Annotated in this window: 20 protein-coding genes and 1 pseudogene; 9 read left to right on the plus strand and 12 right to left on the minus strand. The window is 47.0% G+C overall.

The annotated features are described in order from the left end of the window. Positions 1 to 25: 25 nt before the first annotated feature. The 3 genes and pseudogenes from ACFOEE_RS15850 (at position 26) to ACFOEE_RS15860 (ending at position 1,602) form a co-directional block, all read left to right on the plus strand. A complete protein-coding gene (locus ACFOEE_RS15850; protein WP_377126407.1) occupies positions 26 to 439 on the plus strand; it encodes a GFA family protein in 414 nt (137 codons plus the stop codon). Positions 440 to 504: 65 nt separating this feature from the next. Further along, a pseudogene (locus ACFOEE_RS15855) lies at positions 505 to 693 on the plus strand (Txe/YoeB family addiction module toxin); the annotation flags it as partial. Between the two features lie 222 nt (positions 694 to 915). After that, positions 916 to 1,602, plus strand: a complete 687-nt coding sequence (locus ACFOEE_RS15860) for a hypothetical protein (protein ID WP_377126410.1) — start codon at positions 916 to 918, stop codon at positions 1,600 to 1,602. 176 nt (positions 1,603 to 1,778) lie between these two features. Here ACFOEE_RS15860 and ACFOEE_RS15865 read toward each other — a convergent pair whose 3' ends face one another. Then, positions 1,779 to 2,678: a response regulator gene (locus ACFOEE_RS15865; protein ID WP_377126412.1), complete on the minus strand. Its 900-nt coding sequence runs from the start codon at positions 2,676 to 2,678 to the stop codon at positions 1,779 to 1,781. 93 nt (positions 2,679 to 2,771) lie between these two features. On the opposite strand from ACFOEE_RS15865, the gene ACFOEE_RS15870 reads away from it, so the two are divergent. The 4 genes from ACFOEE_RS15870 to ACFOEE_RS15885 all read left to right on the plus strand — a co-directional run bounded on the left by ACFOEE_RS15870 (position 2,772) and on the right by ACFOEE_RS15885 (position 8,992). Continuing rightward, positions 2,772 to 3,587: a chromosome partitioning protein ParA gene (locus ACFOEE_RS15870; RefSeq protein ID WP_377126415.1), complete on the plus strand. Its 816-nt coding sequence runs from the start codon at positions 2,772 to 2,774 to the stop codon at positions 3,585 to 3,587. Positions 3,588 to 3,781: 194 nt separating this feature from the next. Then, complete coding sequence (gene imuA / locus ACFOEE_RS15875) at positions 3,782 to 4,462, plus strand: translesion DNA synthesis-associated protein ImuA (protein ID WP_377126418.1); 681 nt, start codon at positions 3,782 to 3,784, stop codon at positions 4,460 to 4,462. Positions 4,463 to 4,475: 13 nt separating this feature from the next. Continuing rightward, on the plus strand, positions 4,476 to 5,924 hold the full coding sequence (locus ACFOEE_RS15880) for a Y-family DNA polymerase (RefSeq protein WP_377126421.1): 1,449 nt from the start codon (positions 4,476 to 4,478) through the stop codon (positions 5,922 to 5,924). After that, positions 5,924 to 8,992: an error-prone DNA polymerase gene (locus ACFOEE_RS15885; protein WP_377126424.1), complete on the plus strand. Its 3,069-nt coding sequence runs from the start codon at positions 5,924 to 5,926 to the stop codon at positions 8,990 to 8,992. Before ACFOEE_RS15880 ends, ACFOEE_RS15885 begins: the two co-directional genes overlap by 1 nt. 10 nt (positions 8,993 to 9,002) lie before the next feature. On the opposite strand, the gene ACFOEE_RS15890 is transcribed toward ACFOEE_RS15885, so the two are convergent. The 11 genes from ACFOEE_RS15890 to ACFOEE_RS15940 all read right to left on the minus strand — a co-directional run bounded on the left by ACFOEE_RS15890 (position 9,003) and on the right by ACFOEE_RS15940 (position 22,133). After that, the gene (locus ACFOEE_RS15890) at positions 9,003 to 11,054 is read right to left on the minus strand and encodes an ATP-binding protein (RefSeq protein WP_377126427.1); all 2,052 of its coding nucleotides are present in this window, start codon (positions 11,052 to 11,054) and stop codon (positions 9,003 to 9,005) included. A gap of 110 nt (positions 11,055 to 11,164) precedes the next feature. After that, positions 11,165 to 12,667: a hypothetical protein gene (locus ACFOEE_RS15895; protein ID WP_377126430.1), complete on the minus strand. Its 1,503-nt coding sequence runs from the start codon at positions 12,665 to 12,667 to the stop codon at positions 11,165 to 11,167. A gap of 186 nt (positions 12,668 to 12,853) precedes the next feature. Next, positions 12,854 to 13,726 (minus strand): Tim44 domain-containing protein, encoded by an 873-nt coding sequence (locus ACFOEE_RS15900; RefSeq protein ID WP_377126433.1) that lies wholly within the window; start codon positions 13,724 to 13,726, stop codon positions 12,854 to 12,856. Between the two features lie 135 nt (positions 13,727 to 13,861). Continuing rightward, the gene (locus ACFOEE_RS15905; RefSeq protein ID WP_377126436.1) at positions 13,862 to 14,584 is read right to left on the minus strand and encodes a DUF3379 family protein; all 723 of its coding nucleotides are present in this window, start codon (positions 14,582 to 14,584) and stop codon (positions 13,862 to 13,864) included. After that, on the minus strand, positions 14,577 to 15,098 hold the full coding sequence (locus ACFOEE_RS15910; RefSeq protein WP_377126439.1) for a sigma-70 family RNA polymerase sigma factor: 522 nt from the start codon (positions 15,096 to 15,098) through the stop codon (positions 14,577 to 14,579). Before ACFOEE_RS15910 ends, ACFOEE_RS15905 begins: the two co-directional genes overlap by 8 nt. A gap of 36 nt (positions 15,099 to 15,134) precedes the next feature. Next, positions 15,135 to 16,826: a BatD family protein gene (locus ACFOEE_RS15915; protein ID WP_377126442.1), complete on the minus strand. Its 1,692-nt coding sequence runs from the start codon at positions 16,824 to 16,826 to the stop codon at positions 15,135 to 15,137. After that, positions 16,820 to 18,790, minus strand: coding sequence for a VWA domain-containing protein (locus ACFOEE_RS15920; RefSeq protein WP_377126445.1), 1,971 nt, complete (start codon positions 18,788 to 18,790; stop codon positions 16,820 to 16,822). Before ACFOEE_RS15920 ends, ACFOEE_RS15915 begins: the two co-directional genes overlap by 7 nt. Continuing rightward, a complete protein-coding gene (locus ACFOEE_RS15925; protein ID WP_377126448.1) occupies positions 18,787 to 19,785 on the minus strand; it encodes a vWA domain-containing protein in 999 nt (332 codons plus the stop codon). The genes ACFOEE_RS15920 and ACFOEE_RS15925 overlap by 4 nt, the downstream gene beginning before the upstream one ends. Further along, positions 19,778 to 20,224, minus strand: a complete 447-nt coding sequence (locus tag ACFOEE_RS15930; RefSeq protein ID WP_377126451.1) for a DUF4381 domain-containing protein — start codon at positions 20,222 to 20,224, stop codon at positions 19,778 to 19,780. Before ACFOEE_RS15930 ends, ACFOEE_RS15925 begins: the two co-directional genes overlap by 8 nt. 7 nt (positions 20,225 to 20,231) lie before the next feature. Next, entirely contained in the window at positions 20,232 to 21,173 is a 942-nt protein-coding gene (locus tag ACFOEE_RS15935; RefSeq protein WP_377126454.1) for a DUF58 domain-containing protein, read from the minus strand. A 3-nt stretch (positions 21,174 to 21,176) separates the two neighbouring features. Next, complete coding sequence (locus ACFOEE_RS15940) at positions 21,177 to 22,133, minus strand: AAA family ATPase (protein ID WP_377126457.1); 957 nt, start codon at positions 22,131 to 22,133, stop codon at positions 21,177 to 21,179. A 404-nt stretch (positions 22,134 to 22,537) separates the two neighbouring features. On the opposite strand from ACFOEE_RS15940, the gene fadI reads away from it, so the two are divergent. Both fadI and fadJ read left to right on the plus strand, forming a co-directional pair. Next, positions 22,538 to 23,848 carry an acetyl-CoA C-acyltransferase FadI gene (fadI, locus tag ACFOEE_RS15945; protein ID WP_377126459.1) on the plus strand — a complete coding sequence of 437 codons (1,311 nt, stop codon included), beginning with the start codon at positions 22,538 to 22,540 and terminating at the stop codon, positions 23,846 to 23,848. Beyond that, complete coding sequence (gene fadJ / locus ACFOEE_RS15950) at positions 23,848 to 25,944, plus strand: fatty acid oxidation complex subunit alpha FadJ (protein WP_377126462.1); 2,097 nt, start codon at positions 23,848 to 23,850, stop codon at positions 25,942 to 25,944. Before fadI ends, fadJ begins: the two co-directional genes overlap by 1 nt. The last annotated feature ends 5 nt before the right edge of the window (positions 25,945 to 25,949 follow it).

Below are 25,949 nucleotides of genomic sequence, written 5' to 3' on the forward strand. Positions count from 1 at the left end.
TCATCAAGTGCAAAAGGAGTAATAAATGGAATTTCCAATTCATGCGGCATGCCAATGTGGGCAAGTGACCTATAAACTGTTTGCGGCGCCGAAAATGGTATTGGCCTGTCATTGTAAAGAATGCCAAACCTTAGCAACCGCGCCATTTAGTGTAACTGCTTTGGTGTCGGCCGACGATATTGAAATTAGTGGCGAAATGCAAGAATGGGAGCGCATGGCCGAAAGTGGTAATCGTAACCGCGCTAAATTTTGCACAGGCTGTGGTAATCGCGTGCTGCATTTTAACCCTGATGATGCGCACCTGCTGAAACTAAAGTTAAAACCCACAGACCGTAAATACGATGCGTTATTTACCCCTACCGCTCATGTTTGGACCAGCGAAAAAGTCAGCTGGTTTGAGCTGCCAGAAGGCGTTAAAAGCTTCCCCAAGCAGCCTTAAGTCGAATAGCTTGAGCAGTCATTTAACCGCAAATAGCGCAGCTTAACCGCTGTGCTATTTTGTTCTCATTAAAGCGCATTAACAAGTTAACTAATGATATTAGGCGTTCCCCATTTGAAGGGATTGGCAAGCCCGAAGCATTAAAAGAAAACTTCTCAGGCTTTTGGTCTCGCCGTATAGATGATACAAATAGGCTAGTGTATGCCGTTGATGACAAAGCCATGGTGATCATTCCATGCCGTTATCCTTACTAAATTAAGCTTTAATTTGGGCATACGTTCACTTGCGTTTAAGTGGATATTGATTTGTAGGCGAGGCTTTATGCCTCGCATGGTTAGATGTAGGCAGTATCTTTGTTCGAGAAGAAACTGAGCGGGCGTTGATAAAACGTGTATCAAAGTGCAAAATCAAGATGTGACCCCACTTAATAATGATGGTTGTATAAAAGCTAACATTATGTTTTAGGAAGTACTTTATTGAAGTTTTTGAACAAAGGTTTGCTGGTTCTTAGCGTTCTTTGCCTCTTTTTAGTGCTAAAAAGCAGTGAAGAAAGGCTCCTTTTTGAAAGTACTGAGTTTGTTTTTCAGCAATTTAAGTTAGGGAATGAGATTGTCTTTAACTTGTCATGTGGGATGCTCATCAGCATTTGGTTTTATTTTTTGGTTGTTTGGTTCCCAGAGATAAAGAACAAAAAGCGGGTAAAAAATCACTTTATTTCTCAATATGTGGAGTTTAAACGTCATCTAATTATGCATATCGTTGGTGCATGTCGTGAGTCTTATAATGCTGACTTAATATGCAATTTGATGGAGCCTCAGGTATTTAAAGACTATTTCAAAGAAAAAGTAACAGCAAACCAAGATCGTTGGCATGTATTTTTAAATAATCTCGATAAAACCCTCTTGGCTGACATTCTTAATGAATTTGAGGCATTTAAAGAAGCTACATCTTATTTACTAGATAACGTGCAAGTCGATGATGACGAAGTGTTTTCATTTCTGCATAGGATAAATACTATATCTGTAACCCTAAAAGGCGTCAGTGTTGACGATGAGAGTTTGAAGAAACTATCTCGATTGCTTTGGGAAATGTTGGCTGGCTTTAATTGGGCTAACGGCTATCGAAATTATGACTATTTGGATAGCATGTTTCGTAAAATTTAGTGGAGTAATGGAGGCTTAGAGTAAAGTCTTGCATTCTGCTTTATGATGCGGCTTACCACCATCTACTTCTGACGCTTTGCCTGCATTTTTTACCTGATATATAAAAATACACACTTGTTAGTCGACAGCCCTTATCCAACTAGCCAATCAAGCAGATAAAGGCTAAATATCCTAGGTTAATAGCCTACCAATAATATCTTACCTAGTGCCATGCCTTCGCGTTGGCAGCTAAAGTCTAAACGCCGAGTGATTTCGGTGGCAAACACTTGTTCTAATTTGGCAAAAGCGCGCGGTACAAATTTAATGGTTTTAACGCGTAGGCTTTTTCGGGTGCGTTTATCTAAAAAGGCGTAGGCGGTAGCGTTAAGTGCCTCTCTTGCGGCTTCGAGAATATCGTCAGACACTTGGTGTTGGTGAATGGCGGCTTGTGCTTCTTCGCTTGGAATCACGCGGCAGCTACTGGCCATCACGCAGGTGGCATAGATATCAAGAATCCCCACCGCGCGCACACGTTGGGTTTCGACATCTTCATACACGACCATCACGCAAGGGACTTTAGTCTCGTCAAACTGCTGCGGTTTTAAGGTGTGTACCGCCATATTGCTGTCGATGTGTTTGTGGATCAATTTGGTGAGTTGGCTTAGTTTTGGTAGTGCCAGTTCACTGTCGATAGCCACTTCAACATTATTGAGCAGTACTTCGCTGTCTTCGGCGCCTTGTACTAAAGGTAGGATATGTTCATGTAAGGTTTCATCGCTAAACGGTTTGCTGAGCACAAAAGCGGCGCCAGCCTGTAACGCCAGCGCAATTTGTGCCTGATCGTCAACTGTGGTGATCATCGCGACTTTCATATTTAGCCGCCGCTGCATAATGGCATTAAGTAATTGTAAGCCCGACATATCAGGCATATTCCAATCCGTCAGGACAATATCCGGTTGCCATTGGCCAATTAGTTGCAGCGCCTTGCGTGCTCGGTCTGCTTTACGGATCACAAGCCTGCGGTAACCAAACTTTTCTAAACCACGGCGGACGATTTCAAGTGTTGCCAAACTGTCATCAACGATGAGGATCTTCACATAGGCTCCTTACAACAAGTACCAATTTAGTATAGGCATATTTTGTGAGGAAAACTAAACTCATGATATCTGAATAAAAATAGTGGTGATTTTATGTGGCAAGAAAGCCTGTCGAGCCGAATTTTAGATGCCTTGGCTGGTCAGTTGGGATTGCTTATTTTAGCAGCGTGGTTCCTTATTTTATTGTTGATATTAAAAGAGTTACGCATGTTTATTCAAACTAGTCGGCGAACTCATGACGGGCAAGATAACGCCATGCTGACGATGTGCCGCGAGTCAGTAGATAACGCGCTTAACTATGTAAAATCACACAGCGACACCATTAGTGAGTTGGCTAAAATACAGCTGAGCCTTGAAACACAACTGGCTGAGCTGCGGCACAGCAGCAAAAATCAGGTATCACCACAACAGCAAAATGATATAGATGAGCTCAATAAAAAACTGGCGCGCGCTCATGCTTTGGTGCGCAAACTCAAAGGCGATTTAGATAAGAGCCTAGAAAAGCTGAAAGTAGCGCGCCGTAAGTTATACGAGCAATACGATACGGTTGAGTCTTTGCAAAAAGAGCGTGAAGAGTTATTGCAGCAAAACCAGCAGCTGTCGGCGCAATTGCAGTCTGGGCAAAGTCCAATGGCGATGCAAAAGTTAGAAATGACTTTTGAGCAGGAAAAGCAAGAAATGCTGCAAACGTTGCAGTCTTATCGGCGCCAAATTGAAGAACAAAATCAGGCTTTGGAACAGCTAATGGTGCAAAAAGACACCACAGTGAATCAAACCCAACTGACCGAAATAAAAAAAGAACTGGCGCAAACCCAGCATGCACTCAAACACCTCAGTAAGGAAAAGCAGTTCATTGAATCCAAATACCTTGAATTGGTCAATGAACATGAGGCTGGTAAAGGCGCTTAGCCAGCACGCGTTGTAGTAATAATATCTGGGCCTTTTTGCGCGTTACTTGCGCCGTTTTGTTTTACAGCCAAAGTCTTTTTAAATCAATTTATTGCACCTCGTTTAATGGCCATTGCCAAGCTGCCAACGGTGATAGCACTTGCAGAAATTCCCAACTGAAATATACTGTACATATATACAGTAAGTGTGTTGTTATGAATAAGCTCATTGATTTATTAACGCATCGCCAACTGGTGTGGCAGGGCAAACGCGGGCTAGTTGCTGGCAATGTACGCAGCAGTGGCTTTGCCGAATTAGATGCGCAATTGCAAGGGGGGTTTCCGCAATGTGGCGTGATGGACTTGCGCACACCTGTGGGGATAGGTGAGCTGCGATTGTTGTTGCCAAGCCTAAGTAGTGAGACGCGTTTGGTGGTATTGATAAACCCGCCAGCACAAGTGAATGCTTTATATTGGCAAGCCGCAGGGGTAGCAGTAGAGCGGCTTTGGGTCATTGCAGAGCGCTCAGCGCAAGAAGCGTTATGGACGGCAGAATGGTGTGCCAAAAGTGGTGTGTGTTGTAGCGTGTTGCTGTGGCATCAAGCATTGGCAATTCATCAAGTTAAACGCTTACAACTGGCCGCACAAGAAGGGCAAACGCAAGTGTGGTTAGTGCGCGCGCCGCAATTGCAAAATAGTGGTTTGCCGTTGTCATTGAGTTTGGCTTTAGAGCCAGATGCTGAAGGCTTAAAAGTGCAAATTTTAAAACGTAAAGGGGGCTGGGCTGGCGCGCCGTTTCGCATCGCTTTTCACGAAAGCTGGCCTGATCTTATCCTGCCCGTGGCGCTGCCTGAGGCTCAAGTTTTGCCCTTAGCTGGCATGCCACGGCAAGCTTAAAGCGGAGTTGGCAATGGCGTTGTGGCTTTATTTACATTTTCCCGCTTTGCAATTAGATACTTTGCTAACTGGGCTGACAGCCCCAGATAAACTTGCCGACACAGCATCTGCAAAAGCGTGCCATGCAGAGCAAGCTGTGGTGATAGTAGCAGGGCAAAAAAACCGGATTGTGCAGTGTAACCAAGTTGCCAAAACTCAAGGGGTCGAGCTTGATATGGGGTTAGGCGCGGCGGCGGCCTTATGTCCACAATTACAGGTGGTGGCGTATGATGAAACGCTCACGTTGCATAAGTTACAAGAAATTGCCCAGTGGTTATATCAATTTAGTGCCGATTTAAGCCTATGTGAGGGCACCGGCATTGCGCTACGTGTGACACCAATGCTGAACTTGTACGGTAACTTGCAGCATTATTGGCAAGTGCTGCGTGAGCAACTAGCGCTGTTTGGTGTGTCTTACACCGCAGCAACAGGCTATTCCCCTCTGGCAGCACAAGTGTTGGCGCGTAATGGGATTACCGTGCTAAGCGATGATGCTAAACAGTTACAAGCACAGCTTGCCGCGCAGCCTTTACACAGCCTAGCGTTGCCGGTGTTACAGCAGGAGCAACTGATGCGCTTGGGGGTGCAGACGGTAGCGCAATTATTTGCCTTGCCGCGAGCAGAGCTAGCGCGCCGCTTTGATCTCAGCTTAGTGCAGCGGATAGCGCAGTTGTTGGGAGAAGCGCCGGTAAAGCTTGAGTTTTATCAGCCGCCAGAGCAGTTTAATAGTCATTTAGCTTTGCTATTTGAGCTGGAGAACCTCGCGTGGCTAGAGCGGCCGCTGAGTCTTTTATTAGAGCAACAAGCGCGCTTTTTGCGTTTACGTAACTTGCTGGCGTATGAAATTGAGATCACCTTAACCTTACGCGATAGTGACGCCATCACCTTTATGGTTGGCGCCGCAGAAGGTGAGTACCGCAGTGCTGCATGGTTACGCTTATGTTCACTGCGACTAAGTCAGTTGCGTTTGAGTGCGCCGATACAAGCGGTGAGCTTAAAGGTGCTACAAAGCCGTACGCACCACAATGCAGAGCAAGACCTATTCAGTAATGCAGTCGGGGCTTTAAGTGAGCAAGCGCTGCTTTCTATTTTAGAAGCTAAGCTGGGGCGGGGGGCTGTTCAAGGTGTGAGTATTCAGCCTGATCCACGTCCTGAACTGGCTTCCCAGTGGTGTCGCCCATTACAACGAGGTAATTACCACCCTACAGCGCTGCCGTTACGGCCAGCTTGGTTATTAGCCACCCCAGAGCGGTTGCAAGAAAGTGTGGCCATACTGCATGGCCCTGAGCGGATCTACACAGGGTGGTGGGACGGTGCGGAGCTGGCGCGGGATTATTTTATTGCCAGAGCCGCAGATGGCCGTTGGCTATGGCTATTTAAAGCGCGTGACAGCGGCTGGTTTATACACGGAATATTTAGCTGATGGCGTACGCAGAATTATATTGTCAGAGTTATTTTTCCTTTTTACACGGTGCGTCCAGCCCTGAGGAGCTAGTTCGTGCAGCAGCCGCATTAGGGTATAGCGCTTTAGCAATTACTGATGAATGTTCTGTGGCGGGGGTAGTACGTGCTTATCGGGTCATTCGCGACCAAGCACTACCACTTAAACTTGTGGTGGGCAGCATGATGCGTTTGAATGACTTACAGCTGGTATTACTATGCCCAACACGCGCAGCTTATGCAGAATTATGCCGAGTGATCACTGCGGCACGCAGGCGCGGTGAAAAAGGCACTTACCAGTTGGCAGAGTGGGACTTAATGGCACTGCGGCATTGTTTGGTGCTGTGGTTACCAACAGGCAGCGCGCAAGACTATCATTGGGGCGAATGGCTAGTTAAGCACCACGCAACCCGTCTTTGGCTTGGCGTATTAAGGCAGCTGCGTAGTGGTGAGCATCATTATTTGGCGCAATGTGAAGCGCTCAGTCGCCAATTTTCCTTACCTATGGTTGCGTGCACAGGGGCGCTTATGCATCACCCAGAGCGTTTACCATTACAGCATACCTTAACCGCTATTCGTTTGAACCATCCCGTCAGTGAGGTCACAGGGGCGCTGCTGGTCAATGCTGAGCGCGCTCTACGTAGCCAAGAAAAGCTCGCCAAACTCTATCCCAACGCTTTGCTTAAGGAGACGCAAACACTGGCGGCGCGTTGTGAGTTTTGTTTAAGCACGCTGCGCTATGAATACCCTGAGGAAGTGGTGCCGGAGGGCGTTTCTGCCATGGCGTGGTTGCGGCATTTAGTGCATCAAGGCCAGCAGTTGCGTTTTCCTGAAGGGGTGCCTAGTAGCATTCAAGCCACCATAGACAAAGAGCTGGCTTTGATTGAAGAGCTAGACTATCCCTACTTTTTTTTAACCATTTACGATGTGGTGCAATTTGCGAAAGAGCGCGGCATTTTATACCAAGGACGAGGTTCAGCGGCCAATTCGGTGGTGTGTTATTGCCTAGAGATTACGGCTGTCGATCCGCGCCAAATCGCGGTGTTGTTTGAGCGTTTTATTAGCCGTGAACGCAATGAGCCACCCGATATTGATGTTGATTTTGAGCATGAACGGCGCGAAGAAGTGATCCAATATTTGTATCAGAAATACGGCCGTGAGCGCGCAGCGCTCGCGGCAACGGTGATCTGCTATCGCTTTAAGAGTGCGGTGCGCGATGTAGGTAAAGCACTGGGCATTGCAGAGCCGCAATTGGAATACTTCATCAAAAACGTTAACCGCCGCGACCGTAGCCAAGCTTGGCAGAGTCAATTAATGGCGCTGGGACTTGCTGCTGAGTCGTTAAAAGGCCAGCAATTTATTCGTTTGGTGAACGAGATTATGGGGATGCCGCGGCATTTGTCGCAACATGTGGGTGGCTTTGTGATTTCCCGAGGCCCTTTGTATGAATTAGTGCCGGTTGAAAATGCCGCAATGGCAGAGCGTACGGTGATCCAATGGGATAAAGACGACTTAGAAACGCTGAAACTGATGAAAGTGGACGTCCTTGCACTTGGCATGCTAAGTGCCATTCGTAAAGCGTTTGCTATGGTGCAAGCGCATACCGGTCGCTCCCTCAGTATTGCCGAGATCACCCGCAAGCAGGACGATGCTGAAGTATATGCGATGATCCAGCGTGCAGACACCGTAGGGGTGTTTCAAATTGAGTCTCGTGCACAAATGAGCATGCTACCACGCTTGCGACCCGCCAATTATTACGACTTAGTCATTCAAATTGCAATTGTGCGACCTGGGCCAATTCAAGGGGATATGGTGCATCCATTTTTACTGCGCCGTGATGGTAAGGAGCCTGTGAGCTATCCATCAGAAGGGGTAAAAGCGGTATTAGCCAGAACCATGGGCGTGCCAATTTTTCAGGAGCAAGTGATTAAGTTGGCGATGGTGGCTGCGGGCTTTTCTGGTGGTGAGGCTGACCGTTTACGCCGTGCGATGGCTTCTTGGCAGAAAAATGGAGAGCTACTGCAGTTTAAAGACAAGCTCCTTAATGGCATGCGTGAGCGTGGCTATAGTGCCGAGTTTGCTGAGCGAATATTTGCCCAGATCTGTGGCTTTGGTGAGTATGGTTTTCCAGAAAGCCACTCTGCTTCTTTTGCAGTGCTGGCGTATGTATCGGCTTGGCTAAAATACCACTATCCAGAGATTTTCTACTGTGCGATTTTAAATAGCTTGCCGATGGGCTTTTATAGCGCAGCACAATTAGTGCAAGATGCCAAACGCCATGGTTTGCAGGTGTTGCCTGTTTGCGTGGAAGCTTCTGAAGTAGACCATAGTGTAGTCAAAACGGCGCAAGGTAATGCGCTACGCTTAGGGCTACGTTTGATCAAAGGGCTATCGCAACAAGCCGCAGCCCACTTGGTTGCCAAGCGTCCGGCAGCAGGGTTTGGGAGTTTATCGGCGCTACGACAAGCGGGAGTCGAACCGGCTACTTTAGCTAAACTGGCATCAGCGGATGCATTGCGCGGCTTTGGCCAAGACCGCTACAACACCCGCTGGGCCCTATTAGACAACAGTGTCACGTTACCTTTGTTTAGTGCACAGGCACAATTGCTCGAAACCGTTATGCCGCAGCCCGATGAATTTGCTACCTTGCACGAAGACTACGCGACGCTTGGCTTAAGCTTAGGTAAGCACCCAGTCACGTTGTTAGATGAAGCTGGAGTTTTACCGCGTTTTACCCGCCAACAGCAGTTAGCCAGTAAACCCCATCAATCGCTCGTCACTGTGGTGGGGTTAGTAACGGGAAAACAAGCGCCGGGTACGGCTGGTGGCGTGACATTTTTTACCCTCGAGGACGATACTGGCAATATCAATGTGATTGTTTGGGCTGGCACCGCAAGAGCGCAACAACAACCTTATTTAAGCGCACGGTTGTTAGAGATCAAAGGCATAGTTGAGCGCGAAGGGGAGGTGATCCACGTTATTGCGGGGCGTTTAAATGACTTAAGCCCGTTACTACAGCGCCTTAAACCTCAGTCGCGTGAGTTTCACTAGCAGTTGCTGCTCACTCATGTGTAACAGCCTGAGATTTAGTAACGGGTTGTAGTATGGTGGTCGGGACGGTAAGTTCAAAAATAGCGCCATTTGGTGAGTAAATACATTCTATTTTACCGCCAAGTACATGCAGCACTGTGTTATTAACAATACTCAGCCCCAAGCCTAACTGTTGGCTCAAGTTAGTGCCATAAAAAGGAATAAATACTTGACCACAGGCCAGTTCAGAAATGCCAGTACCATTATCGCCATAAGTTAAGCGCCAAGCGTTAGGTAGCGTGCTAAGCTCAATTTGAATATGAGGTTTGGCGATATCTTGCAAACCATGCTGCATGGAGTTTTGGATCAGTTCGAGCAAAATTTCATGTAATAAGCTTGGGTAGGTTTCCACAAAGAAAGCTTGCTGGGGGAGCGTAAGTGTTACCTGACGGTCGAAACGACCTGCAATTTCACGGACATGTAAGTTCAAAAAAGCGCTGAGATCAATGCGTATGAGCTGAGCACCTTTAATGGTCAAATTGATGGCCTTAAAGCGCTCCACCATAGTGCTTAAACGTTGGGCACTACGTTCCACAATGGCGACACCGGCTTGTCCATGTGCTAGAAACTGGCGCAGCACTTGCGGGGTTAAGGTTTTCTGTTGTAACTGCGTTTCGATATCTCGCAAGTTATTGGCAAACGCAGAATTGGCGGTAATGATAAGGCCAGTCGGGGTGTTTAAATGGTGTGCCATACCCGACACCATGGCCGCTAGTGCTGACATTTTTTCTGCTTCCAATAATTGCAGTTGGGTATTTTGCAATTTTTGTAAGGCTTCTACTAAATGGCGTTTTTTACGGCGGATTTGGACAATCGCGACACTACTGGAGGCGATATAAATCACGATAAACATCAGTAGTGTTGCTAAAAGCTTTATTTTGGTATCCGCTTTGGCCTCTTGAAGGCGATTTTCCTGTTGCAACGCATCAATCTGTAAATCCTTTTCGGTCAATTCCAGCTCATGGCTGGTACGCGCTAAGGCAACCCTGTTTTGTTGCTGCAACAATTGTCGCTCAATCTGATTATAACGCCGTAATGAACCCACAGCTGCCTGGTATTGACCTTGCTCTTCAAGTAGTTGTGATTGCAGCGCCAAGGCCTTAATCAGGAGCCGTTTATCATCGCGACTGCTTGCCGAGTCAAGCACTTCATGTAACAGCTGTAGTGCTGCGGTGAGCTTGTGGTTGGCTCGGTAGTAACTGATTAAATCCAGTTTAACGTCATCTACTTCTTGCTTATTTCCTTGTGCTTGTAAGGTCTCTAAGGCAGCTTGCAGCTGTTGGTAGGCCGTGTTGTAGTCGTGTTCTAAAAGCGCTAAGCGGCCAGTCAGCTGGGCAGAATAAGCAAGGTGATAAGTAAACTGATGCTGTTGTTGCAACGCAATGGCTTGCTGTAAAAACTGTTTGGCTTTGGCAAATTGTTGTTCGGCTAAATAGGTTTTGGTGATATTTATTAGCACTAAAGAGCGCGATAAATGTTCGTCTTGTCCTTGGCTTTTTACGCGTTTATCAAGGTATTGTAAATAGCCTAAATAGGCGTCCAAGGCTTGTTTGTGTTGGCCTAAGGCAAGATGCACCGCAGCGATATTGTTGCGCGTTTGGTAGAACATTGCTTCGTTCATTTGTTCAGAAATTTTTAACGCTTGCTGGTAATTCTCTAGCGCCAATTCATCCATACCTAGTTTGGCAAACACGCCACCTGACAAGTTGTAGTAGACATAAGTGAGGCGCGGATCGTCAACGCTACGCAGTAGGTGCTTAATGTCGGCAATGGTATGCATGCTCGCCGCTAACGCGTTGGTTTCCAATTGAAACCATGCTTTGTAATTTAAAACTTTGATCCGCTGGGTGGTATTTAAAGGCTGTTGCGCTAATGCGTTATCACACAGCAAAATGGCTTTTTGTGGGTCTTGCAGGTATTGACTGCGTAACTCTTGTCGCAATGTCTCGAAGTTCTTGTCTGATAATCCCTCAGCTGCAACAGGCACACACCACAATGCCAAGCAAAGTAAAATTCGAAACATATTATTTACCAAAACTACTAACAAGGTATTGCATTAGCCTAGCGGACTGAAGCTGAAATAGGAACCTAATTTATACAGGTAGGAGGAGTCCGTATAGCGGCATCTGCTGCTTACTGAGTCAAATAATCACTATAAAGGTGTTTCATTTGCTGGTGTTCGAGCAACGTAGTCTCAATATCTGGTAATACAAAGCCTGCAGTTTGTGCATGCTTGAACAAGGTAAGCGCCGCCTGAAAATGATGGCATTGTAAGGCTTGTAAAATCAATTGCCGATAACGTGTGATACGTTCTTCTGGCGGGTAAACGCACTCAAATAACAAGCGGTGGTAAACTCCGGTCAGCACATGACGGCAATTTCTAAGCTGAGTACTAAGTAAATGATGTGACTTGGCAAACAAGCTGAGCGCTTTATCATGCTGATCCAGCTTTGCCCAATAAGCTCTCAGCAATGTCAGATCAAGGGGATCTTGCCAGTCATGTGGAACAATTAAGGTGAGTTTTGCCATCACTTGCTGTTGTTGCCCTTTTAGCAGCATTAGTCCCATCATCAGTAATTGAAACTGTTGTTGATGGTCACCTTCACCGTAGCAAGGCAAAGTTTGTAACAGTGTTGTCAAACTCGCTAAGCTGTGGGGGTAGGTAGAGTCTGGGTTGGCAAAGAGCAAAGTAAACAACACGCTTTTGATTTCTAGCAACTGACGTAAACGCTGTAAACTCGGCTCGTCTGGATGGCATTTACTATAGGCGCTCAAGAGTGTTGCAACACCCGTAGCGTCCCTTGTTGCGGTCAGCACCAAAGTGCTGAGTCTAAGCATCATAGGAGAAAGATGCGCTACAGGATAAGCTTTGATTAGGGTGTTGGCGGTATGATGATCTTGCTGCTGCATAGCGAGATAGATCTGCCAATAAAAGCAGCGCACTGGATATTGGCTTTGGCGTTCTTCACATTGTAAAAAAGCCAAGCAAGCGGCAAAGTCCTTTAAGCGATAGTGTATTGAAAACTGTGCCCACTGCGCCCAATGATGTTTTTTTGCCAGAAGTGGCGCTAAGAAACGCTCAGCTAAGCGGTAATGGCCCAATTCGGTTAGCGCATTAACTATCATGTGGTTACGTGCTTTAAGTAAATGTGCAGCTAGGTTTTTGCCGCGAATTTGCTTAAGGGCATGAATAGCTTGGCGAAACTGCTTAAGTTCAAGATAGCTTAAGGTGACTTCAAAGCATTGTAAAAATGCCTGATGTTGCTGCAGCAAGTCTGTTAGCTGCGCGGTTTTTAACGGTAATTTAAAACAGGCTGACTGATGAAATGGGTATTCACAGCTATAGTCAAATGTGACTTGCGTTTCGTAAAGGTAGACAATGCGAGTTGAAAGCGGCACTTGTTTTGCCGCAATGAGATCGGCGATGACATCATAAGGGTTATTCAGAGTATGGATGCTGTGGGCAACGAACAAAATCTCAAAATGCTGGGTTTGTACAGCTAAACGCAATTGTTGCGTATCTGCCATAATGTGTAGCTGAAATACGCCAAGGCCACGTAACATTCCCTCCAAAGCGGTTCGGTAAGGGAAATCACCTAAAATAGCGATGCGAAATTGTTCGAATTGAAGAGCCATAATAAGAGCGGTGCTAACAACTAGATTACATCGGGACCCGCTTTATACGTGACTTTTAGTGTTTCTTCAATAGGGACTATTGGCTAATAGGAAGTCTTTGCAAAAATGTGCGATGAAAGGTCAAATTTCTGGCTTGTATTGCGGTTGGATAAAACCAAGGCTGCGAGTGCAGCCTTGGTTAAAACATTACTCAGCGGCGAGATCTTCTACACCAACAATTAGCCATGGTGCATTCGCTTCAGTTTTACGCTCTAAATGCCAAATTTCATGAATTGGCGCTTCTTCTGCGGCGATATTGTCGCGGTATTTACCACGGAACATCACACTCACTTCCCATAACACTGGGCTGGTATCTGCACGCACCAGTTCAGCACTAACAAACAACACGTCAGTGGAAACATCGCCTTGTGATGCACGCTCAGCTTTAAACTCTTCAATTAGCTCAGGGCTGAGGTATTCGTTTACGGTGTTAAGGTCGTTTTCATTCCATGCTTTTTGAATGGTGCGGTAATGGTTCTCCGCAATGCTTAAAAAGCCTTTCATATCAAAATCGCGTGGTAAGTTAAACGGCACGTCACTGGTGCTGCTAAACCCGGCTTGGCTAGCTGGCGTAAACGCTTGTGGCTGTTGGTAGGCGGGTTGCTGTTGCTGACCAAATTGTCCAGATAAAGGTGACGCACCTTGAGTCGCGTAGGCGGGTTGCTGGCGTTTTGCCATAGCACTTTTGATGACTTTGAAAATTACAAAAGCCAACACAGCAAGGATCAACATTTCAAGCCATTGGAAGCCTTCAAAGTCATCACCCAACATAGCGGCAATTAAACCACCTGCCAGTAAGCCACCTAACACACCAGCCATAATGCCTTTTTTAGACGAAGTTGGTTTAGTGGCGGTGTTAGTCGGTAAGGTTTTAGTATCTACCTGTTGTTTAGGTTGTGCGGTTTCTGTTTTATGTGTAGTTCCAGATTTTTTGCTACCAAACTTTTTTGCGGCAAAGGCATCAAAGCTGGTCGCAAATAAAAATGTCATCAGTGACAACACGACGATTAGCTGTTTCATACAGTTCCTCTTAATTTTAAAAGCTGAAGCGATTCTAACGAAATAGATAGGTAATGCCTATGACCATGGGACTAAATATGGGGACGATGCGACTAAATAAAAAGGTGGCGTTATTGCCACCTTGTGGAAATATCTTTACAACCAATGTAGTTGTTGATTAAAGGCATCACTGAATAGTTCAATTGGGGCGTTTAAATTGGCAACCAAAATGGTATCGGCTTTGTCACCAGTGTTGATTTTGCCAACAAAACGCTCATCTTGAAATTCGCGTGCAGTCTCACCAAAACTATCTTGCTTTGGCACCACAAACACAGTCACAGGACCTTGTGGACTTTGGTAGACCAAATGCAGGCTGCGTTTGCCTTTGTAGTCGCAAAATGTGACATAGGTGACTTTACCCGGAAGATCTTGAAGTTTAGCACCTAACGTTGCCAACTTTTCATTGACCAATTGCAGCGATATCGCATCAGTGCGTTTAAATGACCCCAGTTCATGATAAATATGACTGAGCGCATACTCACTGGCGTGCACAGGGGCTTGGGTGGCACTGAACAAATAAGCTGTGGTTGCAATAAGCACCGAAGCAGCCATAGCAAATGGTGCAATATGACGACGATACCAGCTTACTTTGGCGACCACAGCTGCGGGCTCTGGATTTTCCGCTGCATGGGTGTGAGCCAAAATGCGCTCTGCCAGCCCTTCAGGCACCGGCACTTGCAAAGCACTTTGTAAGCTTTGTTCAAATGCCAGCATGTCATCAAGCTGAGCTTGTGCCTCTGGATGGTTTTTTGCGTAGTCGTGAACTTCCCGATCAGTGGGGTCGGCATAAAGACGGCGACGAAATTCGAGTTCATCCATCGGTGCGCGCTCCTGTGATTGGTTGTTTTACGTTCATTAAAGCCTCTTTGAGCTGATTACGTGCTCGGTACAAGCGAGTCATGACCGTGTTTTTATTCAGCTCTAAAATTTCTGCAATTTCTTCTCCTGAACACCCCATCACAACTTGCAGCAGCAGTGGCTCGCGATATTCAGGCTCTAATTTATTGATATGTCGTTGAATAACGATTTGTTCCATCTCTTCGTCGAGCGTCACTGAGTGTTTGTCCACTATAGTGTCTTGCTCTACATCGGCATAATCAAACTGTTTGCGTTCAAAGCGGCGGGCATTTTCCCGCCTTAAAATGGTAAACAGCCAAGATTTAACTGCATTATCGTCTTGTAAGCTGTCAAGTGAGCGCCAAGCGCGTAAAAAGGTCTCTTGCACGAGATCTTCTGCCACGCTTGGGTCATTACACAGCCAATACGCAAAGCGGTATAATTCCGTGTGGTAGCTGTGAACCATTTGTTCATAGCGTTGTTGTTTTATGGTCATGCTAAAGAGACCTTAGTTTTGGCTTTTTTATTTCAATCAGTATAAAGGGTCTAATATGTCTTTACCTGATTGCCTGTGTGTTTGTTGTTGCCAATGCTGTACGACCAAACGCGCAAGGTTGGTGAGGTCGGCCTGTTGATTTTCTGAACTATAGAGACTGGCTTCTAGTTTTGCAATCTCAGCCTTCAGCGTGTCATTTGGTAGCGTTTGTTTCCATTGGCTTAAGCTGAGCCCTACATGGCTTTGACACCCTGCGACTAAGGCTTGATAAAACGCCCGAGTATCGTGCTGTTTTGCCGCTTTTTGTAGTGCACTTGGCGCATCGACCACCTTAGGTTTAACGTTAATGCTCGCTGGTGCTGCGCTTGCTAATGGGGCTTGGCGTTTAAACCACCACAATAACAGCGTCACTAGCCATAAAATATAACCACCGCTGATAAGTAACCAATCCTGCCACGTTTTTGCATTAGTCGGCTGTAAGGCGATAGGGGCAGGGGAAGCTACAGAAGCGGCCGCTTGCGGTGCGGTACTGTCTTGGGTATTGAGCGGTGGCGCACTGCTTTGCGGTTGCTGTACTGCAAGCTGTGGCGCATTCGGATCGGCAACGACTGTAATAGTACGTTCAGGTACAGTGGCAAACTCCACGCGCTTCAGTTTAGTATTGAACCAAGGGACTTTTACCGCAGGTAATGTGTATTTACCCGGATGCTGTGGCAAGAGCGCAATTGATGAGATTAACTGGGAAATAATACGACCATCACGGGCTAATTGCTTGCGCTCACTGTCGTCTGGGTAAACTCGAAAACCACTGACTTGCGGCATAGTTAAATCGGGTAATTGTTCTTGGGTCACACCCGTTGCGGTCAAGGTCAGGGTGCGCGTGATAGGAGTGCCAACTGTCACTTGTTGGTCGCTTGGTTTCCACTCTTCGCCTAAATGCACTAACTCGCTTGGCAGCCAAGCACCTTGGTAGGTATCTGGAATAGGTTGCACATCAAGTTCTAAGCTCGGCGCTATAGCAGATGCTGCCATACGACGATAACCGTCACGAACTTGGCCGTTAAATACCGCGCCGTCTAAAGTGAGCTGGCCGCTTTTTTGCGGTTGCACTAAATATTCGCGGGTGACAACAAAATAGCGGCGGCCATCGACGACTTCGTACTCTTCTTTTTGCTTACCTAACTGTGTAATTGTAGCATCGGTGGCTTGTGGTTCACTTAATTGGCCTTCGAGTAGCTCCTGACCAATAAACAATTTTACCGTATATAACACCGCTTGTTGGACGTATAAAGGACCTTCAGCCAGTGTGCCAGTGACATAAATATTTTTTTGCTCAGCGGCATCTTGGCTGCGCTCTACGACTTTAACTGTGATGGGTTTAGAGCTCACGCCGGCAACCGTAAAGGCGGGAATGGTCACTTCACCGGCACGACGCGCAAGCACTTGCATTTGCCAAGTGGTTGAACTGCTAAAGCTGCCGTTGATCATGTTTGTACGCGAGCTGGTGCTCATCGGCCCCACGGTGAAAGATTTTTGCAATTCACTGATATCAGGGCGCTCGCCACTGACTTTGCCGTCAGCTTCAATGCTTAGGGTAAAATACTCACCAACTAGCACCGGGTTTTTATCTATGCTGGCGGTCAGTGTATCAATAGCGGCTGCACTTTGGCTGATAAATATCGCCGCTAACAGGACAACTTTAAGCGCGCTAAACAAGCGGTTTACCATGACTTCTCAACTCCTCGAGGATAGCGTTGCTGGCCACGTTGCTGGGCCTCTAATAACATTTTATTGCGCAATAAAATGGCCGGATCATCCGGGACTTTTCTTAGTAGTTGTTTAATTTGCTGCGCTTTTTCGCGCTCTTCTGGGGTGAGCGGACGTGCCTCTGCGCTAGCTACATCCGCAGGTTGTGGTTGCTCACCATTTTGTGGCTCACCTTGCGGTTGCGCCAAGGCAGGTTGTGGCTCTGCATCGGGTTTTTCATCAGCGGCAGATGGCTCACTGGCAGCTTGCGGCTGTTTTGGCGCCGCTTGCATATCAGGTTGGTTATTTTGCTCGCCACTGCTGCCAGCATTTTGCTCGGATTGTTCTTGCTGCTCTCCAGTTTGGCTCTGCTGCTCGTTATTTTCCGCGGCATTTTGTCCGGCTTGGTCATCTTGTTGCTGACTTTGCTGTTGCTCACTTGAGGATTTATCGCCAGCTTGCTGTTGGCCTTCTTGCTCACCCTTATTCTGCTGATTTTGGCCGTGTTGTTGCTGGTCGCCTTGCTGACTCTTATCACCTTGTTGCTCAGACTGCGATTGCTCTTGAGACTGTTGCTCTTGCTGTTGCTTCAACTGTTCAACAATAGCCTTATTATCTTTGGCAACTTGTAGCTCTGGGTTCAATTTTAGGGCTTCGTCATAGGCGGCAATGGCGTCGTCCAACTTGCCTTGTTTTGCCAAAGCGTTCGCATAGTTGTAACGACCGTCGGCAGTTTGTGCAGTTTTAAATAGCTCAGCTGCTTTATCAAATTGCCCTTGTTGATAAAGTGCCGCGCCTTTTAATTCATTGAGCTGTGCTTGCTGAGCAGCGGCATAATCCCCTTTTTGATAAGCGGAAAGGGCTTGCTGGTCGGTATTTTGCAGCCAACTGGGTAGCTCGAAAGCAAATGAGGGCGGTGGTGTCGACACCATCACCACTAACACAACGACTGACAAAACCCCGCGGCGAAATAACCATAGCGCCAAGGGCAAAAGTAAAACAAGGAGAAAATGACCCGCATCAACACGCCACAATACATCGCTTTGCTGTGTTTCACTGAGCGCTTCTACTTGCAAGCGTGGTTTAAAATGCGAGATGTCCTCTGGGCCTGTTGTATAACGGGCAAAATCACCGCCATTATTGGTGGCAAGGCTTTTGAGGCGTGCCATATTCACTTTTGGCATAACAATCTGACCAACACTGTCTTTCAAAAAGCCACCTTCCGGTAAACTGATTGGTGCGCCTTGTTCAGTGCCAATGGCATACACATTTAAACGATACTGGGTATCTGCTAGCTGCGCTTTAATGTCGGCAAGTTCGTCCTGCTCAACCTCATCAGTGACTAAAATAATATCGCCCTGTAAGTAACTGGCTTGTTTTAACAGCTCTTTAGCACTGGCAATGCCAGCAATCACATTCGCGCCACGACTAGGCATGATCTGCGGGCTTAAACTAGGGATTAAGTTCTTCAAGGTTGCCGCATCGTTGGTCAGCGGTGAGATGGTAAAAGCATCGCCAGCATAGGCAACTAAAGCGGTATCACCTTCTTTAAATTGCTCCACCATATCCATCAGTTTATAGCGTGCTTGAGTCAGGCGATTAGGCGCAATATCGGTGGCGTACATAGAGTAAGACATATCAAACACCAGTACGCGGGCCTGTTTGGCTTGAAATACCGGTACTTTTTGTTGCTCTAAACTGGGGCCCGCAGCGGCGAAAATGGCGACCAGCAAAAAGCTGTTTAACAGCCAATGACTTTGGCTATGTTGGCTTTGCTGTTCACCTTCTAACACAATCGCGGCTAAATGCGGTGCAATTAGGGTAGTTTGTTGTTGCCCTTGGTGCTTAAAGAATTGCGCCACCACAAGCAGTGCCCAAGGCACAAGCAACCACAGTAACTCAGGGCGAATGAGGGTAAACTCGTTTAACCAGCTTAAGTCATTCATACTGCTTTGCTCCTAAGCCAAAGTTGTTGACCTTGCCGCCATAACAGCACCAACACTAACCAACCCATCGCAACTAGCAAAGGGTAGTAAAACAGCGCGAGTTTTGGCCGAAACGTTTGATTGTCATCGCTGATAGGTTCGAGCTTATCCAGTTCGGTATAAATTTGTTGTAAGCCTTGTACGTCTTTAGCGCGAAAATACAAGCCGCCGGTTTGTTCGGCGATGCGCTTGAGGCTGGCTTCATCAATACTGCTGCCACTGCCGACCCCTCCCATGCCAAATAAACTAAACCCGCCGCGGCCATCAGAACCAACGCCAACGGTGTAGACTTTTATGCCCGCGTCGCGCGCTAGCACTAAAGCTTCGTCGGGTTGCAGATTGCCTGCGGTATTTTGACCATCGGTCAGCAGAATTAAAATGCGATTGCTTTGCTCTTTTTGTTCAAAACGCTTCACCGCAAGACCAATGGCATCGCCAATGGCGGTGGCTTTTCCGACTAAACCGATTTGCGCCTCAGTGAGCATTTTACTTACTGTGTTTAGGTCGCGGGTCAGTGGCGTTTGCAAAAACGCGGTGTCGCCAAAGAGAATTAAACCTAAGCGATCACCTTCGCGTTTTTCGATAAAATCGCTCAATACGGCCTTAACGACCGATAAACGGTCAACATAGCGGCCTTGGTAAGCCATATCTTCTTCAATCATAGAACCGGATAAATCGACCGCGAGCATAATATCGCGGCCTTCGTTTGGCACCACTACAGGTTCATCTAACCAAGTGGGGTTGGCCGCAGCGATGACCAACAGCAACCATAAAACCGCTTCAGGCCAAGACAATAACCTTGGCGCTTTTTGTAAGGTTTCAGTGCCGTGGGCACGGCTTGCATAACTTGGCATGCGTAAACGCAGCGGTTGTTTGGCTGGTAATGGCCGAAACCTTGCGATAAGCCAAGGCAATGGCAACAATAAAAAGGCGTAAGGCCAAGCAAACTCAAACATCTAACACCTCCTTAAGACGTTTGTCGTGCGGCTTAAAGTGTTTTATGGCGAGTTTTAGCTTTGCGTTGAGGCACTCTGCACCTGAGGGGCTGTAAAGCTGTTGTAACTCATTATGACTGAAGTCTGCCTTAGCTAAGTGATTAAGAATTTTTTGCCACTGCGCTTGTGATTGGCTGGCATAGTGAATGCCGTAATAATGTTTGGTTAAACGTTTCAATAGGGTATGTAACGCGAGGGCATTATCGAGCTGAGTGCTGGCTTTAATGGCCTCACGTTTCGCGGCTGTAAAACGATAGCGGCGTATTAGCCACCAAGCGGTTAAGCCTAGTAGCAACAACACAGCCACAACGATAAGCCAAGCAATAGGAGAGAGTGGCCACCAACTGACTTGCTCTGGTGGCAACACATCGTGTAATGCATCAAGTGGAGAAGATTGCATGGTGTTTTTACCCAAGAAGTTGTTGTTCTAACGGTATCGCTGCGCTAAAAGTCAGCATTTGCATACCTGCACGGCGTAAGCGAGCTAAACGCTGTTGGTAATGTGCTGCAGCGTCGTCGGCATAGCGAGCACGGAACTTGCTGTCCATTAACGGCAAAGTCCAACCTTGTGCGCCAGCGCTGACACGAATGGCTTGCTGAAAAGCAGGTAATTGATGTTCAAACGGGTCGCTTATCTGACAGCCAATCAATTCGCAGTGGCGGCTTAAACGTTCCAGCTGCTTTAAACTCACCTCATCCAACTGACTAAAGTCCGACACCAAATAAACTAGGCTGCCTGGTTTGGCTAAGTGTGCCAAACGTTTTAAGTTATCAGCAAACTTAGAGGGCGCGCTTTGTTCGCGCTTGGTCAACACTAGGTCGTGCATATTGCACAGTTGGTGACAAAGCGCCAATACTGCTTTATCACGTGCCGCAGGTTTTAATTCGTGATGACCAAACTCAGAGCACACAATGCCGCCTAAACGGTCGCCACGCTTGCAAGCTGACCAAGCGATGAGCGCACTTAAGTGACAAGCTTGGACGGACTTCAAGAGGAGTTGGCTGCCAAACACCATACTGTTACTGAGATCAGAAAAGACAAATACTGGGCGTTCCTTTTCCTCTTGGAACAACTTGGTGTGGGCTTCACCGGTGCGAGCTGTAACGCGCCAGTCAATGGCGCGAATATCGTCGCCATATTGATACTGACGCACTTCCGCAAACTCCATACCGCGACCTTTGTGGGGTGCCAAGTATTGGCCAGCGGTTGGGCTTTTGATGCTGACTTTGGGCTTTAACGACAGCAAATGCGCTCTACTTTTATAGTAGAGTAATTCCTTCAGCCCGACTTGCACGCCATTGCAGTGGGCTGCTTCAAACCAGGATTGAGAGGATTGAGTGTGCATCATAACTTACGGCGCTGGTACCAAATTAAGAATACGACTGATGACTTCATCTTTACTGATGCCATCGGCCTGTGCTTCGTAACTTAAGATAATACGGTGGCGTAGCACATTGGGTAGCACAGTTTGAATGTCTTCTGGGGTGACAAAATCTCGCCCTTGTAACCAGCCATGAGCACGCGCACATTTATCGAGCGCAATAGTGGCACGTGGACTCGCGCCATACTCAAGCCAAGCGCCGAGTTTGCTGTCAAGGGCGGCAGCATCGCGAGTGGCAATGATCAGCTGTACTAAATAACGCTCTAAGGGCTCGGCCAAATGCATCGATAAAACAGCTTTGCGGGCCGCGAATAAATCACTTTGGCTAATTGGCGTGTAGCCTGCAACTTGTTGTGATAACGCTTCGCCTCGGGTTAAGCGTAAAATCTCCAGTTCAGTGTCCGCTTTGGGATAATCGATGTTTAAATGTAATAGGAAACGGTCCAGCTGTGCTTCTGGGAGCGGATAAGTACCTTCTTGTTCGAGCGGGTTTTGAGTTGCCATAACCATAAATAGCTCAGGCAGCTTGTAGGTGTTTTTACCAACCGTCACTTGCCGCTCCGCCATGGCTTCGAGCAGGGCAGATTGTACTTTAGCAGGTGCACGGTTGATTTCATCGGCCAAGATTAAGTTATGAAATAACGGGCCTTTTTCAAACACAAACTCGCTGGTTTGCTGACGGTAAATGTCGGTGCCAGTAATATCCGATGGTAATAAGTCTGGGGTAAATTGCACCCGTTGGAAATTACCTTCAATACCTTTTGCTAGCGAGTTAACCGCACGGGTTTTGGCAAGCCCTGGTGGGCCTTCAACCAATAAGTGACCATCGGCGAGCAGTGCAACTAATAAAGCTTCTGTCAGCGCCGGTTGCCCCAGAATTTGCGTATCGAGATAGTTTTTTAATGCGATAAATTGATTTACTGCCATTGGCTTTGTCCCTGTGACAAATTTAATTTGTATGAATCGAACTAAGTGAACCTTATATAAGGATTAACCCGATTGAGTTCAAGACTTTGCGTTCAAGGCTAACATGCCTTAGGAAAAAACGCTGTAACTAATAATCGTCCGGCCGCTAAGCGTTGCCACGAGAGTTTTCCCAGATGAACACAATAACGAGTTCTGCCTCCATTAGACTCAATAACCACAAAAAGTTCCCGATTAAATTCCGTAAAAGCTTGCTACACTGAACACTTGCTTATTAAAGCGGCAATAAAGCGTTTGAGTGCCGTTTTTTTGCACTAAATGCGATTTGCTATTGGCATTAGTCGAGCGGTTGTTTAGAATCGGGAGAAATCAGAACAGGTCTGACCTGTCAGCGGAGAGCAAAGTCAATGTCTGAACAAAATATTCTAAAAACAACAAAAGGTGACCGCATTGCGGTTGTTGCAGGTCTACGTACCCCGTTTGCTAAGCAAGCAACGGCGTTTCATCATGTGCCAGCGGTTGACCTTGGTAAAATCGTGGTCAATGAGATGCTTGAGCGTCTTAACATCAACAAACACGAAATTGACCAAGTGGTGTTTGGCCAAGTAGTGCAAATGCCCGAAGCGCCTAACATTGCGCGTGAAATCGTGCTCGGTACAGGGATGCCGGTATCGGTTGATGCTTACTCTGTATCACGCGCTTGTGCAACCAGTTTCCAAGCGATTGCCAACGTGGCGGAATCTATTATTGCAGGTAGCGTGCAAGTTGGTGTGGCCGGTGGTGCCGATTCTTCTTCGGTATTGCCGATTGGCGTGAGCAAAAAGCTTGCAGGCAGCCTAGTTGACCTAAATAAAGCGCGTACTTTTGGGCAGCGTTTTCAAATTCTCTCAAAACTGCGTTTAAAAGACTTAATGCCAGTGCCGCCAGCGGTTGCAGAATACTCAACCGGTTTATCTATGGGCCAAACAGCTGAACAAATGGCGAAAACCCATGCTATCAGCCGTGCCGATCAAGATGCTCTCGCACACCGTTCGCACACTTTAGCAGCCAAAGCGTGGGCAGAAGGTTTGTTAAAAGATGAAGTCATGGCAGCCCATGTTGAGCCATACAAGAGCTTTATTGATCAAGATAACAACATTCGCACTAACTCTACGCTTGAGAGCTACGCTAAGTTAAAACCGGTATTTGACCGCCAGCACGGCTCAGTAACGGCAGCTAACGCAACGCCATTAACTGATGGTGCAGCAGCAGTGCTGCTGATGAGTGAAAGCAAAGCCAGAGCTATGGGTTACGAAATTTTAGGTTATATCCGCAGTTTTGCGTTTTCGGCCATTGGTGTCCATGAAGACATGCTAATGGGACCTGCGCACTCGACGCCAATTGCGTTAGACCGTGCCGGTATTACCCTGCAAGATTTAGATCTGATTGAAATGCACGAAGCGTTTGCAGCGCAAACACTAGCGAACATGAAAATGTTTGCATCTGACAAATTCGCGCAAGAAAAGCTTGGTCGCAGTAAAGCGATTGGCGAAATTAATATGGATAAATTTAACGTTAACGGCGGTTCATTGGCTTATGGTCATCCGTTTGCAGCGACAGGCGCGCGCCTTATCACGCAAACTTTATACGAACTAAAACGCCGTGGCGGCGGCCTTGGCTTAACCACTGCTTGTGCGGCAGGTGGTTTAGGCGCAGCCTTTGTATTGGAGAGTGCATAATGTCAGTATTTAGTTACCAACTGAATGACCACCGCGTGGCTATCGTGACTATCGATGTGCCAGGCGAGAAAATGAATACCCTACGTGACAGTTTTGCGGCGGATTTAGAAGCGATTTTGACGCAAAGCCGCAGCGATGATGTTACAGGTTTGGTGTTTATCAGCGGTAAAAGCGATAACTTTATTGCGGGTGCCGACATTAAAATGCTCGACAGCGCCACTTCAAGAGCGGACGCGTTAAAGTTATCTGAAATGTGTCAGCAAGCCTTTTTCGCCATGAAAAAGCTGCCATTCCCAACCGTTGCAGCTATTCATGGCGCCGCATTAGGTGGTGGTTTAGAGTTTGCGATGGCGTGTGATTACCGCGTTTGTACTGACAGTCCAAGCACTAAATTAGGTTTACCAGAAGTACAATTAGGCTTGTTGCCAGGTGGTGGTGGTACACAGCGTTTACCTAAGTTAGTGGGTATTCAAAAAGCCTTAGAGTGGATGCTAACGGGTAAACAAGTGTTTGCTAAACAAGCGAGAAAAGCAGGTTTGGTGGATGATTGTGTGCCGCAAAGTATTTTGTTAGATGTCGCGGTACGTTTAGCGCGTGCTGGCAAACCAAAACCAACTAAGCCGAAGCTCGACAAATTGTCGCAGTTGCTAGAGTCTAACCCATTTGGTCGCAATATTATCTTCCGTAAAGCCGAAGATAACGTGCTGAAGAAAACCGGTGGTCATTATCCAGCGCCACTCGCTATTATCAAAGCGGTACGTGCGTCGGTTGAATTAGACGAATTGAAAGCCTATAAAACCGAAGCGGAAGGTTTTGCTGACTTAGTGATGAGTGAGGTGTCTAAGTCACTGCGCGGTATCTTCTTTGCAACCACAGAAATGAAAAAAGAGTGGCAAAGTGATGATGCAACACCAACATCACGCGTGGCGGTATTAGGTGGTGGCCTTATGGGCGCGGGTATTGCACACGTCAGTGCGGTAAAAGCCGGTGTCCCAGTGCGCATTAAAGACGTTGCGCAGCAAGGGATCAGCAATGCGCTGAACTACAGCTATAAAATTCTTTCTAAGCGCCAAAAACGTCGCATTATGTCGAAAGCCGAGTTGCAACTGGCGATGAACCGTATTACTGGTGCAACCGATTATAGCGGTTTTAAACATATGGATATGGTGATTGAAGCGGTTTTTGAAGATTTAAAACTGAAGCAATCTATGGTGGCTGATGTGGAGCGCGAATGTGGTGAGCACATTATTTTTGCGAGCAACACCTCGTCATTGCCAATTGGCCAAATTGCAGCGCAGGCGGCCCGTCCTGAAAATGTCATTGGTCTACACTACTTCTCGCCAGTAGAGAAAATGCCGTTAGTGGAAATTATTCCGCATGCAGGCACCAGTGAAAGCACCATTGCACGCACGGTAAGTTTTGCGCGCAAACAGGGTAAAACACCCATTGTGGTTAAAGACTGCGCGGGTTTTTATGTTAACCGTATTCTTGCGCCATACGTCAATGAAGCCGCCAATTTACTCCTAGCAGGTGAGCCAATTGAGAAAATTGACCAAGCTTTGGTTGAATTTGGGTTCCCAGTGGGACCGCTGGCTTTATTAGATGAAGTGGGGATTGATATTGGCTCGAAGATAGCGCCAATTCTAGAACAAGAATTAGGTCCACGCTTTAAGGCACCAGGGGCGTTTTCACGGTTAATCGACGCCAAACGTTTAGGCCGTAAAACGGGTCGTGGTTTCTACAAGTATGAGCAAAAAGGTAAGAAAGTGGACGAATCTGTCTATGACTTACTGGGTGTCACGGTTTCACCACGTTTGAACAAACAAGAAATCGCGAATCGTTGTGTGGCACAAATGCTAAACGAAGCAGCACGTTGTTTGGATGAAGGCATTATCGCGAATGCTCGTGATGGCGACATAGGCGCAATTTTCGGGATTGGCTTCCCGCCATTCCTTGGTGGCCCGTTTAGCTATATCGATAAGCGTGGGATCAGCAAAGTGTGCTCTGAGCTATCTACTTTTGCTACCGACAATCCAGTATTCACGCCAGCTGAGCCACTTATGGCAATGGCGCAAGCAGGTAAGCAGTATTACTAAGTAAT

Source organism: Pseudoalteromonas fenneropenaei (assembly GCF_042643375.1).
In the GTDB taxonomy this organism is placed as follows: Bacteria; Pseudomonadota; Gammaproteobacteria; order Enterobacterales; family Alteromonadaceae; genus Pseudoalteromonas; species Pseudoalteromonas fenneropenaei.

What these genes read in the sequence shown, in the direction of transcription:
- ACFOEE_RS15850 (WP_377126407.1), top strand. Translation starts at nt 26, where the DNA reads ATGGAATTTCCAATTCATGCGGCATGCCAATGTGGGCAAGTGACCTAT.
- ACFOEE_RS15870 (WP_377126415.1), top strand. Translation starts at nt 2,772, where the DNA reads ATGTGGCAAGAAAGCCTGTCGAGCCGAATTTTAGATGCCTTGGCTGGT.
- imuA (WP_377126418.1), top strand. Translation starts at nt 3,782, where the DNA reads ATGAATAAGCTCATTGATTTATTAACGCATCGCCAACTGGTGTGGCAG.
- ACFOEE_RS15880 (WP_377126421.1), top strand. Translation starts at nt 4,476, where the DNA reads ATGGCGTTGTGGCTTTATTTACATTTTCCCGCTTTGCAATTAGATACT.
- ACFOEE_RS15885 (WP_377126424.1), top strand. Translation starts at nt 5,924, where the DNA reads ATGGCGTACGCAGAATTATATTGTCAGAGTTATTTTTCCTTTTTACAC.
- ACFOEE_RS15890 (WP_377126427.1), bottom strand. Translation starts at nt 11,054, where the DNA reads ATGTTTCGAATTTTACTTTGCTTGGCATTGTGGTGTGTGCCTGTTGCA.
- ACFOEE_RS15895 (WP_377126430.1), bottom strand. Translation starts at nt 12,667, where the DNA reads ATGGCTCTTCAATTCGAACAATTTCGCATCGCTATTTTAGGTGATTTC.
- ACFOEE_RS15900 (WP_377126433.1), bottom strand. Translation starts at nt 13,726, where the DNA reads ATGAAACAGCTAATCGTCGTGTTGTCACTGATGACATTTTTATTTGCG.
- ACFOEE_RS15905 (WP_377126436.1), bottom strand. Translation starts at nt 14,584, where the DNA reads ATGGATGAACTCGAATTTCGTCGCCGTCTTTATGCCGACCCCACTGAT.
- ACFOEE_RS15910 (WP_377126439.1), bottom strand. Translation starts at nt 15,098, where the DNA reads ATGACCATAAAACAACAACGCTATGAACAAATGGTTCACAGCTACCAC.
- ACFOEE_RS15915 (WP_377126442.1), bottom strand. Translation starts at nt 16,826, where the DNA reads ATGGTAAACCGCTTGTTTAGCGCGCTTAAAGTTGTCCTGTTAGCGGCG.
- ACFOEE_RS15920 (WP_377126445.1), bottom strand. Translation starts at nt 18,790, where the DNA reads ATGAATGACTTAAGCTGGTTAAACGAGTTTACCCTCATTCGCCCTGAG.
- ACFOEE_RS15925 (WP_377126448.1), bottom strand. Translation starts at nt 19,785, where the DNA reads ATGTTTGAGTTTGCTTGGCCTTACGCCTTTTTATTGTTGCCATTGCCT.
- ACFOEE_RS15930 (WP_377126451.1), bottom strand. Translation starts at nt 20,224, where the DNA reads ATGCAATCTTCTCCACTTGATGCATTACACGATGTGTTGCCACCAGAG.
- ACFOEE_RS15935 (WP_377126454.1), bottom strand. Translation starts at nt 21,173, where the DNA reads ATGATGCACACTCAATCCTCTCAATCCTGGTTTGAAGCAGCCCACTGC.
- ACFOEE_RS15940 (WP_377126457.1), bottom strand. Translation starts at nt 22,133, where the DNA reads ATGGCAGTAAATCAATTTATCGCATTAAAAAACTATCTCGATACGCAA.
- fadI (WP_377126459.1), top strand. Translation starts at nt 22,538, where the DNA reads ATGTCTGAACAAAATATTCTAAAAACAACAAAAGGTGACCGCATTGCG.
- fadJ (WP_377126462.1), top strand. Translation starts at nt 23,848, where the DNA reads ATGTCAGTATTTAGTTACCAACTGAATGACCACCGCGTGGCTATCGTG.